We start from the raw sequence: 12,622 nt of genomic DNA, 5'->3' as shown, positions 1-12,622 counted from the left end.
GTGAAGAGCCGAGCGCAGAGCCCGGAGCAGAGCCGGGAGCACGACCGGGAGCAGGACCCGGCGAAGAGCCAGGGCGAGAGCCCGGGGACGAGTCCGGCGGAAAGTCCGGTGAAGGCGGCTGTGAACACGACGATGATCAGTACGACGAGCACCACTACTGGCACCACCACGGGCACCACTACGGGCACCACCACTGGCAGCACGACGGGCACGATGACCACCACCGTGCTGGCCACCGTGCGCACCGCCCTGCGCTCCGCCCTGGCGTCGATGCTGCCGCTGCCGCGCAGGGGCGGCCCGGCCGCGCAGGCGCTGCTGCCGCTCACCGAGCGGGTGCCCGCCATGGCGGCGCCGTGCCGGATGCATCCGGCCGTGTACGCGATCGAGGCCGCGGTGATCGACTGGGCCAGGCGGACCGGCCTGCGCGCCGACCCCGACGTGGGCTACCACCGCATGGCGGGCCGGGCGTTCGCCGAGTTCGACGCGGCCGCGGCGGCGCTGTTCGCGCAGTGGCTGACCTGGCTGTTCCACCTGGACGACGAGCTCGACGAACGCTCGGGCCCGCTCGAGGTCTTCCACGGCATGCTCAAGGGCGCCTCGCGCCATCCGCTGGAGGCGGCCTTCGCCGACCTGTGGCGGGTGACGAGCGCGCGGATGAGCGACCGGTGGCGGGCCAGGTTCGCGGTGGGGCTGCAGCGCCAGTACGACGCCTGCCGAACGGAGGCCGAGAACCGCGCGGCCGGGCGGATGCCGACGCTGGAGGAGTACCCGGCGCTGCGCAGGGGCACGGTGGGCCCCTACCTGTACGACCTGGTGGAGCCGTGCCTGCGGGTGGAGGTGCCGGGCTGGCTGCACGAGTCGGAGCCGTGGCAGCGGCTGGTGAACGCCTGCAGCGACGTCACCGCGTGGTGCAACGACGTGGCCTCGCGGCCGAAGGAGCACGGCGACGTGCACAACTTCGTCGTGCTGGCGATGCGCCAGCTCGGGCTGGGCGAGCGGGCGGCGACGGCGTGGGTGCTCGACCGCATCGCGGCGCGCTGCCAGGACATGAGCGAGGCGGCCAGGCGGCTGCCGCTGGACGACCTGGAGCCGAAGGCGGCGAGAGACGTCAGCAAGGTGGCCTGCGCCTACCTGGCGGCGCCGCGCGCCCACCTCGACTGGCTGCTGGAGTCGAAGCGTTACGCCTGACCGGCGAGCGCGTCACCGGTGGGGGTGCGACGGTAGACGACCTGCTTGCCGAGCCGCATCCCCACCGCGAGCCCGCCTCCGCTCAGCACGCTGAGGTGCTGGCTGATCGCGCCCGGCGTGAGGGACATGCGCCCGGCGAGCGCGGTGGTGGTGGCGGGCTCGGCGAGTGCGAGCAGGATCTGGGCCCGGCTCTTGCCGATCAGCGCGGCCAGCGCGCCCGGCGCGGGCGGCGGGCCCTGCTCCCACAGCGTGCCGACGCCGTGCACCGGGTAGACGAGCATCGACTGGTACGGCGCCGTCATCACCGCCACGGCCGGCCAGTAGAAGGCGCTGGGCACCAGCACGAGCCCGTCGCCGTGCGTCTCGCCCGACTCGCACCAGGGCCGGTCGATGATCAGCCGCTCCCCCGTCCACGTCACGGCCGGGCCGAGCCCGGCGAACAGCTCGCGCGCCCCGCCCTGCGCCAGTTGCCGCGAGCGGCGCAGCACGTCGCGTTCGAGCAGGGCGTACACGCGGGGCCAGAACTCCGCGAAACATTCGTCCCAGTACGTCCGCAGCGTGTCGGCGACCCTGGCCACGCCCGCCTCGGGGTCGGCCGTGAACCGCGCGATGACGGCGGCGTCGGTGCCGCGCACCTTCGCGGCCTCCTCCGCGGCCCGTGCCGGGTCCGTCCTCCCGACCCGGTCGAGCTCGGCGGCGAAGTCGGGCATCGGCGTGTCGGGCGGCGGGGTGACGAAGTCGGCCAGGTATCCGGACGGCGGCACGAGCGCGAACAGCTCCGCCAGGTCGAGCGCGCGTGCCTTGGAGCGCACGGCCTTGAGCCAGGGCAGGTGGATGGACTGCCTGGCCGGCTGCTGGAGGGTGCGCAGGCTGGTCACGAGCTCCCACATCGGCGAGAAGGCGAACCGGATGCGCGCCACGTCCTCCGGCTTCATCACCCAGGTAACGGTCATCCTTTTAGTGTGCACTAAATCGTTCGCCCGCCGAATGCCGACATATCACGCTTGCTTCCGTGTCAAGAGCAACTGTGGAGCGGCCGTCTTTCCTGCGGTCGCAATTAGGCGGTCTGCCGCGTCCGTTCTGGGCCCTGTGGAGCGGCACCCTGGTGAACCGGCTGGGCACCATGGTCGTGCCGTTCACCGGCGTCTATTTGACGCAGAGCCGCGGCCTGTCCGTCGTCGCGGCGGGCCTGGTGATGGGCGTGTTCGGGGCGGGGTCGCTGCTGTCGCAGGTCGTCGCGGGCGTGCTCGCCGACCGGATCGGGCGGCGGGCCACGCTGTCCGGCGGCATGCTGGCCACGTCCGCGGCCATGCTGGCGCTGGGCTACAGCACGTCGCTGCCGGCGATCCTGGCCTCGATGTTCGCGCTCGGCCTGGTGATCGACGCCTACCGGCCCGCCTCGAACGCGCTGGTCGCCGACCTGGTCCCGCCCGAGGAGCGGCCCAAGGCGTACGGGCTGCTGTTCTGGGGCGTCAACCTCGGCTACTCGGTCGGCATGACGACCGGCGGCTGGCTGGCCGGGATCGGGTTCATCTGGCTGTTCTGGATCGACGCGCTGTCGGGCGTGGTCTTCGCCGTGCTGGTGTGGCGGGCGGTGCCCGAGACCAGGCCCGAGGGCGGCCACTCGGCGGGCGGGTTCCTGGTGGTGCTGCGCGACCGGGTCATGGTCGGGTTCACGCTGGTGGTGCTGGGCAACGCGCTGGTCTACGCGCAGACGATGTCCATGCTGCCGGTGGCGATGACCGGCGTGGTGAAGCTGACGCCCGGCCAGTTCGGCACGGCCATGGCGCTCAACGGGGTGCTCATCGTGATCGTGCAGCCGCTGGTGTCGGGGTGGCTCGGGCGCATGGACCCGGCCAGGACGCTCGCGCTGGGGCTGGCGGTGATGGGGGCCGGGTTCGCGATGACCGCGTACGTGACCACCACGCTGGGCCTGGTGGTGACGATCGCGGTGTGGACGGCCGGCGAGATCATGACGGCGGGCATCGCCGGCGCCGTGGTGGCCCGGCTGGCGCCGCCCGAGTTGCGGGGGCGGTACGCGGGGCTGTTCGGGTTCGCCTGGTCGCTGGCGGGGATGCTGGCGCCGCTGCTCGGCGCGCCGCTGCTGGAGCTGGGGTCGCGGGCGCTGTGGTTCACGATCGGCGGGGTCGGCTTCGCTTCGGCGATCGGCATGCTCCTGCTCGGCCCGGCCATCAGACGCCGCTGACCGACCCCGGCGGGGCGGCGCCCGGCGGCGGCCGGCGGGCGCCCGGCGGGCCCGGGCACGGTTGCGGCGCGGGACCGATGGCGAAATTTCGCCATGTACCCGGACCCGCCGCCCCCTCTACAGTTACGCCTGACATGCTGACCTTCACCGCTCTCGGACCGTTCCAGGCCTGGGCCGACGGAACCCCCCTCGACCTCGGCGGCCAGCGGCAGCGGGCGGTGCTCGCGCGCCTGCTCGTGGCCGGTGGCCGCGCCGTCCCCGTCAACACCCTCATCGACGAGCTCTGGCCGGGCAGCCCGCCGGCGCAGGCGCTCTCCACGATCCAGGGGTACGTCTCCCGCCTGCGCCGCGCGCTCGAACCCGGCCGCGCGCCCCGCGAGGAGGCCGGCGTGCTGGTCTCCGCCTCTCCCGGGTACGCCCTGCGTGCCCGTACCGAGGAGGTGGACGCCTGGCACTTCGGGGCGCTGATGCGGACCGACGGCACGCCCGCGCAGGTGTGGGCCGCCATGGAGAGCGCGCTGGGACTGTGGCGCGGGCCGGCGCTGGCCGAGTTCGGGGAGCTGAGCTGGGCCGCGACCGAGGCGAGCCGGCTGGAGGAGCTGCGGCTGATCGCCGTCGAGCGGCGGGCGGGCGCCGGGCTCACGCTGGGGCGGGCGACGTCGCTGGTCGCGGACCTGGAGGCGCACGCGTCGGCGTACCCGCTGCGTGAGGAGGCCTGGCGGCTGCTGTCCGTGGCGCTCTACCGGATGGGCCGCCAGGGCGACGCGCTGGCGGCGCTGCGCAGGGCGCGCGCCGTGTGGCGGGACGAGCTGGGTCTCGACCTGTCGGCCGGGCTCAAGAGCCTGGAGGCCGACATGCTGGCGCAGCGCCTGGACGAGCCCCAGGCGGCGGCCCCGGCGGCCGTTCGCGAGCCCGGCGTGCTGCGCGTGCTCGTGGCCGACGACCAGGCGCTGGTACGGGCCGGGCTGCGGGCCATGCTGGAGAGCGAGGCCGGGGTGGAGCCGGCCGGCGAGGCGGCCGACGGCGAGGAGGCCATCGCGGCCGCCCGCGCGGAGCGGCCCGACGTGGTGCTGCTCGACATCCAGATGCCGCGCCTCGACGGCCTGGCCGCGGCGCGCAGGATCCTGGCCGGCGAACGGCCGCCGAAGGTCGTGATGATGACCACGTTCGGCAGCGACGAGAACCTGTACGCGGCGCTGCGGGCCGGGGTGAGCGGGTTCGTGCTGAAGACGTCGGCGCCCGAGCAGTTCCTGGCCGCGATCAGGGCCGCGGCGGCGGGCGACGCGCTCATCGACCCCGCGGTCACCACGCGGCTGATCGCGGCGTTCGCCGGGCGCACCGACCCGGCCTCTCCCCCGGCGCTGGCCGGACTCTCCGACGACCGGCTCGACGTGCTCAAACTCGTGGCCAGGGGGCTGACCGACCAGCAGATCGGGCAGACGCTCGCGCTGGCGGAGGAGGAGGTGGGCCTGGTGGTCAAGGGGCTGCTGGAGCATCTCGGGCTGTTCGACCGGGCGCAACTGGTGATGGCGGCGTACGAGTCGGGGCTGGTCACACCGGGGGCGAAATGAGCGCCTTTTCGTCGCTTTGACGATAAAAAAGTCGGCATACTAGGCTGTTCGCGTGGCACAACTGCGCATTGCCCTGGCACAGACGAACCCGACCGTAGGCGACCTGAGCGCCAACGCGGACCGGCTGGTCGCGTGGACCCGCGACGCCGCCGAGCGCGGAGCTCACCTCGTCGTCTTCACCGAGATGTTCCTCACCGGCTACCCGGTCGAGGACCTCGTGCTGCGCACGTCCTTCGTGGACGCCAGTATCGACACGCTGGAGGAGGTGGCCCGCCGCCTGGAGCGGGAGGGCCTGGGCGAATTGCCCGTGGTCGTCGGCTACGTCGACCGGGCCGGCCTGGCGCCCAGGGTCGGGCAGCCCAAGGGCGCCCCGCTCGACGCCGCCGCCCTCCTCCACCGAGGGGAGGTGGTGACCCGCACGGCCAAGCATCACCTGCCCAACTACGGGGTGTTCGACGAATACCGCTACTTCGTGCGCGGTGATCGGCTGCCGATCTTCCGGCTGCACGGGGTCGACGTCGCGATCGCGGTGTGCGAGGACCTCTGGCAGGAGGGAGGTCCCGTGTCCGTCGTCGGGCAGGCCGGGGCCGGGCTGCTGGTGGCGCCGAACGCCTCGCCGTACGAGAAGGAGAAGGACGACGTACGGCTGGAGCTGTGCGCGCGGCGGGCCCGCGAGGCGGGGTGCGCCCTCGCCTACGTCAACCAGATCGGCGGGCAGGACGAGCTCGTCTTCGACGGCGACTCGATCGTGGTCGACGCCGCCGGGGAGCCGGTGGCGCGGGCCGGCCAGTTCAAGGAGGAACTGCTGGTCGTCGACCTCGACGGCCTGCCGGTGGCCGACGCCGAGCCCGGGTCCTACCCGTACGACGCGGGCGACGGCTCCACCATCACGGTCGAGCGGCTGATCCTCTCCTCCGAGCCCGTCGCGCCTTACGAGCCCGAGCCCGGCCGCGTCGCCGAACGGCTCGACCCGCACGCGGAGGTTTACTCCGCTCTCGTCCTCGCGGTACGCGACTACGTGGCCAAGAACGGCTTCGAGTCGGTCATCCTCGGCCTGTCGGGCGGCATCGACTCCGCCCTGACCGCCACCATCGCCGCCGACGCCATCGGCCCCTCGCGGGTCAACGTGGTGCTCATGCCCTCGCGCTACTCCTCCGACCACTCGCTGGCCGACGCCGAGGAGCTGGTGCGCAGGCAGGGCATCACGGCGCAGGTGGTGCCGATCGCCGACATCGTCAGCGCGTTCGAGAAGGAGATCGAGCTGTCGGGCCTGGCCGCCGAGAACCTCCAGGCCAGGGTACGCGGCATGATCCTCATGGGCCTGTCGAACGAGCACGGCCACCTGGTGCTCACGACCGGCAACAAGAGCGAGCTGGCCACCGGCTACTCCACCCTCTACGGCGACTCGGCCGGCGGCTTCGCCCCGATCAAGGACGTGCCGAAGACCATGGTGTGGGAGCTGTCGAAGTGGCGCAACGCCCACTCCGGCGAGGGCTTCCTGCTGCCGGCCGAGCGGCCTATCCCGGAGAACTCGATCACCAAGGAGCCCAGCGCCGAGCTGCGGCCTGACCAGCGTGACACCGACTCGCTGCCGCCGTACGAGGTGCTGGACCGGCTCCTCGACGACTACGTCGAGAAGGACATGGGCTCCCGGGAGCTCATCGCGGCCGGCCACGATCCCGACCTGGTCACGCGGGTGATCCGGCTGGTGGACGTGGCTGAATACAAGCGCCGGCAGTATCCGCCCGGGCCGAAGATCACCCCGAAGAACTTCGGCCGCGACCGTCGTCTGCCCATCACCAACCGCTGGCGGGAGACCACCGGCTGACGGCCTGTCCACCGCGCGGCGGCGAGGGCCGGCGCGGCGACCGGATCGGCAGACAACGACACGGGACCGGCGACGGTTGCTGAACCGTCGCCGGTGCGGCACACGCGGGCGCGGACGTCCCCTCAGACAACCGCGCCCACCTCGCACTGCGGCATGCCGCGACTGGATGCACGACTGCGGGCAGACCTCTGGCGAAACGCGTAACCAGTAAGTTACGCTTTACGGGTGGACGAGGTGGCAGGGGCGATCGCGGATCCGGTGCGGCGGCGGATCCTCGTACTGCTCAGAGACGGACGGCTGACAGCAGGCGAGCTCGCCGGGCAGTTCGCGATCAGCAGACCCGCCGTGAGCCGCCACCTGCGGGTGCTGCGGGAGAGCGGCCTGGTACGCGACGAGCTCGTCGGCAGGCAGCGCTTCTACACGCTCGACCCGGAGCAGTTCACCGAGCTCATCGCCTGGCTGGCGGCGTTCGTGCGCCCGTCCGGCTGGGAGCACCGCTTCGACGCGCTGGAGACCGAGGTCTACAGGACGCGCCGCGAACGCCGCGACACCACCCAAACCAGCAGTCCAAGCAGCAGAGAGGAACATTCGGCATGAGCCCGAGCCCCATCCCCACAGGCAGGCTGTTCCGCACGGAGGAAGGCAGCGACCTCGTCCTCACCCGGACCTTCCGCGCGCCCGCAGAAGACGTGTGGGCCAGCATCACCGAGTCCGACCGCACGGCCCGCTGGTTCGGCCCCTGGGAGGGCGACGCGGCGCCCGGCAACACGATCAAGGTGCAGCTGCGTTTCGAGGAGCAGACGCCCTGGTACGACATGCGCATCGACGCGTGCGAGCCGCCGCGCCGGCTGGCGATCTCCTCGCTCGACGAGTCCGGCGCCTGGCACCTCGAACTGCTGCTGACCGAGACGGACGGCGTGACCGAGCTGCGTTTCGTCCAGCACCTGGAGTCGGAGGACGGGATCGGCGACATCGGCCCCGGCTGGGAGTACTACCTGGACCTGCTCGTCGCCTCCCGCGACGGCTCCCCCACTCCCGGCTTCGACGCCTACTACCCGTCCATGCAGGACTACTTCACCCGCCTGCGCGACGACGCGTGACCGACTCCCGGCGAACGAGGCCCAGCGAACGACGCCCAGCGAACGACGGCGATGAAGCGATGCCGACGAAGCAGCACCTGACGATCACCGGCGACAAGACGGCGGCAGTTTGCCGGTCACGGTGGGAGCCATGAACGAATTGGTGGCGCCATGAATTGTCGGTGGGGCCTGGCACAGTAGCCGCGTGGCTCAACCTCTGAAGGAAATGATCAACCTCCAGTCCGTGTCGGTGCTGGCCGACGGGCTGACCGCGGCCTGGGGCCGCTTCCCCCGTGACCGGTTCGTCGAGCAGTCCCTGGCCGGCCTCGACGGGCTGGAGCTCAAGGCACGCGTCGCCCACGTCGCCGCCGAGCTCCACGACGCGCTGCCGCTCCCCTATCCGCAGGCCGCCGAGCTGATCCGCGAGTGCGTCCGGTCGGGGCTGACGCTGGACATGTGGAGCGGCTGGCCGGTCACCGAGCACACGGCGGGCAGGGGCCTCGACCACCTGCACGAGGCGATGGACACGCTGTCCGTGCTGACCCCTTACGCCACGGGCGAGTTCGCCGTACGCCCCTATCTGGAGCGCTACCGCGACGACGCGTTGAAGATCATGTACGACTGGGCGGAGTCACCGGACGAGCACCTGAGACGCCTGGCCTCCGAGGGCTCACGTCCGAGGCTGCCCTGGGCCGGGCGGGTCGGCTGGCTGATGACGCCGGGCCCGACCCTGCCCCTGCTCGACCGGTTGCGCGACGACCCGAGCGAATACGTGCGCCGCTCGGTCGCCAACCACGTCAACGACCTGGCCAAAGACCATCCGGAGGCGGCGATCCGGCTGCTGGCCCGCTGGCGTTCCGACGGCGGCTCCCACGTGGAGAAGGTCCTCCGCCACGCCGTACGCGGGCTACTGCGCTCCGGCCACCCCGAGGCACTGACCCTGGTGGGCGCCACACCGGGCAGCGGCGCGGTCGAGGGACTGGCCCTGGAGACCGACACCGTACCCGTCGGCGGAAAACTGGCCTTCACCGTCACGGTCACAGCGGGCGCGGCCGGCCCGGTCCTGCTGAAATACGCCGTCAGACGGACGGGCTCCCGCCGCGTCTTCCACCTGGGCCAGCGAGAGGCGACCGGCCCCGGCGAGACGTTCACCGTACGCAAGAGCCACTCCTTCCGCCCGGTCACCACCCGCGACGAGCCACCCGGCGCCCGAGAGCTCGACGTGATCGTCAACGGCAGAGTGGCCGCCACCATCCCCTTCACCCTGATCGCCGCCCCAGGTTCCCTAAGCTGACCAGATGACCGGCGTACCAACGACTCCAACAACCGTCGACCCGTCAGGCACCGCCCTGCTCCAGATCGAGCTGGGCGTCATCTGGCGACTCGACGAGCAGGGCCGTCTCCCCGGCCCGGAGTCCATGGTGATCGGCGTGACAGCCGACGGCCTGATCGCCGCCGTCTCCCACACGCTCCCCACCCCTCTCGCCCAGGCCCTCCTCACCCTCGCCACCACGCCGACACCCCAGCCGCCCGGCAAGGCGGCGTCCGAAACAGCCCTGGCAACACCACCCGAGACAGTCACCGAGACAACATCCATGACAACCTCCGGGACTGCCTTCGGAGCGGTGCCTGACGTGCTGGAGGCTTGCCGGGCCTTGCTGGGCGGCGACAGTGTGACCGTGTCCGGCGGGCCGAGCTACCTGGTGACGCCACCCATCCGCTACGACGTCCGCGTCGACGTGCTCAGATCGGACGAGCCCGCGCACGCCGCCCTCGTACGCCCGCTACGGGCCGAGGGCTGGGACCCCGACGAGTGGGACGAACTCGCCGGCGGCGGCGAGGGCGCACCCTGGGCGATGATCGTCGAGAACGGCGAGGTGGCGGCCCTCTGCCACACCGCCCGCCTGACCCCGGCCGGAGCCGAAGCCGGCACCTGGACCGCACCCGCGTACCGAGGCCGAGGCTACGCCGCCGCCACCACCGCAGTATGGGCGGGGATGCTGCCCGGCATCCGGTTGTTCTACAGCACGAGCGCGGACAACCACTCCTCACAACGGGTGGCACAACGCCTGGCCCTGCGTCCCCTCGGCTGGTTCTGGAAACTCACCGCCTGACACCACCACCGGCCGCAGAAGCCGCTCGAATGATCCTCCGAACTACTTACAACGACTCACCCAGAACCCCTCGGACCGACTCACCCCAGACCCTCGGCTCAACTCCCCCAGGTACCGGACCAACTCCCTCGGACCGCCACCCTGCCAGACCGACTCCGACCCCCCGTAGGAAACCAATCGTTCAGTGGGCGAACCGGCGAATCGCCCGAAACCATCCCTCACACGAGCTACCGAACGTCCCCCGAGTGAGGCGTTCCGTTCCTATGCGGTGCCGGCGTGGAGGGCCTCTCGTTCCCACCGTTCCCGCGGCTGGGTGTGCAGGCGCCAATAGTGCTCGGCGATGTCGTCAGGGTCGAAGTCCGTGCCGGGGGCGACAGGGCCGGCGACGGTGACGCTGGCCGCGTGGACGCCGGCGGGCCCGTACTCCTCGTCCAGCAGCGCCACCAGTGTCCGCACGCCGGCCTTGCCGAGGGACAGGCTGACGTACCCCGCCTTGGGTTCGGGCATGCCGCCCGTCACGATGAACGTGCCGCTGCCCCGTGCGGCCATCGCGGGGGCCACGTGCGCGGCCGTGACGAGCGCGCCGACCACGTTGACCGCCCAGGCGTCGAGCTGCACGCGGGCGCTCACCTCCCCGGGCGAGTCGCGGCGGATGATCGCGGCGTTGTAGACCACGACGTCCGGCGTCCCGAGCTCCTGTGCCGCCGCGTCGAGTGCGGCGCGCAGTTCGTCCTCGTTCGTGCTGTCGGCCCGGTACGCGAGCGCCCCCTCCAGGTCGAGGGTGCTGCCGGTACGCGAGACGAGGGCCACCCGCAGTCCCTCCTTCGCGAACCGGCGGGCGACGGACCGCCCGATCCCCGGACCCGCCCCGATGATGACCGCTCCCGGCATCGATCTCCTCCTTGACGTTGTTGCGACTGACAGTCGGGACGGTAAGGCGTCACATCGATGTGAAGGTCAAGGCGAACGCATGAAGATCGGCGACCTGGCGCGCGAGACCGGGGTGAGCAGGCGGCTGTTGCGCTACTACGAGGAGCAGGGGCTGCTGCGGCCCCGGCGGCTGCCCAACGGCTACCGCGAGTACGCGGAGACGGACGTGGCCGGCGTGCGCCACATCCGCGCGATGCTCGCCGCCGGCCTGCCGACCGCCGTCATCGCCCGCCTGCTGGACTGCGTGCACGACGACGACAGCGAACGGATGGTCCCGACCGGCTGTCCCGGGATGGTCACCGACCTACGGCATGAGCAGCAGCGCATCGCCGCCGAGATCGACCGGCTGCGGACGTCCCAGGAGGCGCTCGACAGCATGCTCACCTCCGCCTTGCGCGACAACGCCAATCCCCGCTCCGAGCCGGCGTCGAACCGGCTCCGCGGCGAAAACAGCCTGCGGTCGTGATCGTCCGGCCGGTAGCCTGGCTCACATGTGCACCTACGCGGAGGTCCACTACAAGGTCCACTATGTGTGCGTCCCCTGCCGCCGAAGCTGCAAGCAGCCGTGGCGTGCGGAGGCGAGCCGTTGTGTCCGCTGCCGCAAGCCGATGCTGTTCGCCGGTCATGACTTCGCCGCGCCGCGCCGGGGCGACGAGCGCGGGTGGGGGGCCGTGGCCGCCGTGCTGGGGGCCGGGCTGCGGTACGAGGGGTTCGAGCCGTGCGGGTGCGGGCAGCAGCCCAAGTTCCGTCCTCGTACGAGTGCGCAGGTACGGGCGCGCCGGCGAGTGGCCGCGCGCAAGGGGCTGACCGACGCCGAGGCCCTCGCCCTGCGCGACCCGTCCGACGCCTGACCTGCACGATCGCGGCAAAGGCAGCCGGCCTCGAACTGCTCAACCTTGCCGGGGTCTTCGGGACGAAGGTCACAACAGTCGCGTCTCAGACCTGGGGTCCTCAGGGGCCGGCATCTCAGGCCCGGGGTCCTCAAGGGCCGGCGTCTCAGGGGCCGGCGTCTCAGGTCGTAGCCGGGCGGCGATGCCGTCCAGGATGATGTCGAGGCCGAGCGCGAACTGCCGGTCGAAGTCCGCGTTCTCCGCCTCGTCCACCCGCGTCTGCCCGGCGTACTCGGACATCCGCCCCCGAAGGAGCCCGGCCACCCTGGCCCGCAGCTCGGCGTCGGCCGCGGGCGTTCGGACCGTGGCCCACCAGGTGTTCTCCGCGGCGACGAACCCGTTCACGTACGACGTCAGCGTCCCCACGGCGGCGGTGAGCTCGGGCCCGGCCACCCCGGCACCGGCCAGCGCGCCGTAGAACAGGCGGGAGCGGGCCAGCGCGTTCGGGCCCAGCAGCGGGCGGGTGGCGGTGAGGGCGGGCACCCAGGGGTGGCGGCGCATGACGGCGCGGCTCTGGGTGAGCTGCCGGCTCAGCAGGTCCCGCCACGGGAGCGGCCCGACCGGTTCGGCGATCTCGCCGATCACCTCGTCGAGGGCCAGGTCCAGCACGTCCTCCTTGCTCTGGACGTACTCGTACAGCGACATCGTCCCCGCTTTGAGGCGCGCCGCGAGGCCGCGCATGGAGAACCCGCCGACGCCCTCGGCGTCGAGGTGCGCGACGGCGGCCGCGACGATGCGCTCGCGCGACAACCGGGGCCGGCGCGGCGGCCCCTCGTCGCGGAACCAGATGGTCTCCGGCACCGATCCCTCCCCAAA

13 protein-coding genes are annotated in these 12,622 nt (G+C 72.1%); 10 read left to right on the top strand and 3 right to left on the bottom strand.

Annotated features, from left to right (window positions below; all coding sequences use genetic code 11):
* Entirely contained in the window at window positions 1–1,188 is a 1,188-nt protein-coding gene (locus AB0C27_RS32500) for a terpene synthase family protein (RefSeq protein WP_357851710.1), read from the top strand.
* On the opposite strand, the gene AB0C27_RS32495 is transcribed toward AB0C27_RS32500, so the two are convergent.
* The gene (locus AB0C27_RS32495) at window positions 1,179–2,141 is read right to left on the bottom strand and encodes a DUF5937 family protein (protein WP_357851707.1); all 963 of its coding nucleotides are present in this window, start codon (window positions 2,139–2,141) and stop codon (window positions 1,179–1,181) included. The two genes, AB0C27_RS32500 and AB0C27_RS32495, sit on opposite strands and share 10 nt — an antisense overlap.
* A gap of 59 nt (window positions 2,142–2,200) precedes the next feature.
* Between AB0C27_RS32495 and AB0C27_RS32490 the strand changes: the two genes are divergently transcribed.
* The 7 genes from AB0C27_RS32490 to AB0C27_RS32460 all read left to right on the top strand — a co-directional run bounded on the left by AB0C27_RS32490 (window position 2,201) and on the right by AB0C27_RS32460 (window position 9,986).
* Entirely contained in the window at window positions 2,201–3,394 is a 1,194-nt protein-coding gene (locus AB0C27_RS32490; protein WP_357851704.1) for an MFS transporter, read from the top strand.
* A 134-nt stretch (window positions 3,395–3,528) separates the two neighbouring features.
* The gene (locus AB0C27_RS32485; RefSeq protein WP_357851701.1) at window positions 3,529–4,965 is read left to right on the top strand and encodes a BTAD domain-containing putative transcriptional regulator; all 1,437 of its coding nucleotides are present in this window, start codon (window positions 3,529–3,531) and stop codon (window positions 4,963–4,965) included.
* A gap of 52 nt (window positions 4,966–5,017) precedes the next feature.
* Complete coding sequence (locus AB0C27_RS32480; RefSeq protein ID WP_357851698.1) at window positions 5,018–6,793, top strand: NAD+ synthase; 1,776 nt, start codon at window positions 5,018–5,020, stop codon at window positions 6,791–6,793.
* Between the two features lie 225 nt (window positions 6,794–7,018).
* Window positions 7,019–7,390, top strand: coding sequence for a metalloregulator ArsR/SmtB family transcription factor (locus AB0C27_RS32475; protein ID WP_357851695.1), 372 nt, complete (start codon window positions 7,019–7,021; stop codon window positions 7,388–7,390).
* The gene (locus tag AB0C27_RS32470; protein ID WP_357851692.1) at window positions 7,387–7,893 is read left to right on the top strand and encodes an SRPBCC family protein; all 507 of its coding nucleotides are present in this window, start codon (window positions 7,387–7,389) and stop codon (window positions 7,891–7,893) included. Before AB0C27_RS32475 ends, AB0C27_RS32470 begins: the two co-directional genes overlap by 4 nt.
* Before the next feature lie 184 nt (window positions 7,894–8,077).
* On the top strand, window positions 8,078–9,166 hold the full coding sequence (locus tag AB0C27_RS32465; protein WP_357851689.1) for a DNA alkylation repair protein: 1,089 nt from the start codon (window positions 8,078–8,080) through the stop codon (window positions 9,164–9,166).
* 4 nt (window positions 9,167–9,170) lie between these two features.
* Window positions 9,171–9,986 carry a GNAT family N-acetyltransferase gene (locus AB0C27_RS32460; protein WP_357851686.1) on the top strand — a complete coding sequence of 272 codons (816 nt, stop codon included), beginning with the start codon at window positions 9,171–9,173 and terminating at the stop codon, window positions 9,984–9,986.
* A gap of 261 nt (window positions 9,987–10,247) precedes the next feature.
* Here the strand turns inward: AB0C27_RS32460 and AB0C27_RS32455 are convergent, their stop codons facing one another.
* Window positions 10,248–10,877: an SDR family NAD(P)-dependent oxidoreductase gene (locus tag AB0C27_RS32455; RefSeq protein ID WP_357851684.1), complete on the bottom strand. Its 630-nt coding sequence runs from the start codon at window positions 10,875–10,877 to the stop codon at window positions 10,248–10,250.
* A gap of 79 nt (window positions 10,878–10,956) precedes the next feature.
* Between AB0C27_RS32455 and AB0C27_RS32450 the strand changes: the two genes are divergently transcribed.
* Together AB0C27_RS32450 and AB0C27_RS32445 are read left to right on the top strand one after the other, a co-directional pair.
* Window positions 10,957–11,382 carry a MerR family transcriptional regulator gene (locus tag AB0C27_RS32450; protein WP_357851681.1) on the top strand — a complete coding sequence of 142 codons (426 nt, stop codon included), beginning with the start codon at window positions 10,957–10,959 and terminating at the stop codon, window positions 11,380–11,382.
* A gap of 25 nt (window positions 11,383–11,407) precedes the next feature.
* Window positions 11,408–11,767 (top strand): hypothetical protein, encoded by a 360-nt coding sequence (locus AB0C27_RS32445; RefSeq protein ID WP_357851678.1) that lies wholly within the window; start codon window positions 11,408–11,410, stop codon window positions 11,765–11,767.
* Between the two features lie 69 nt (window positions 11,768–11,836).
* On the opposite strand, the gene AB0C27_RS32440 is transcribed toward AB0C27_RS32445, so the two are convergent.
* Entirely contained in the window at window positions 11,837–12,607 is a 771-nt protein-coding gene (locus AB0C27_RS32440; protein ID WP_357851675.1) for a TetR/AcrR family transcriptional regulator C-terminal domain-containing protein, read from the bottom strand.
* Between the last annotated feature and the right edge of the window lie 15 nt (window positions 12,608–12,622).

This window comes from Nonomuraea sp. NPDC048882, assembly GCF_040649755.1.
GTDB classification, from domain to species: Bacteria; Actinomycetota; Actinomycetes; order Streptosporangiales; family Streptosporangiaceae; genus Nonomuraea; species Nonomuraea maheshkhaliensis.
This window is presented reverse-complemented; position numbering and strand designations above follow the sequence as displayed.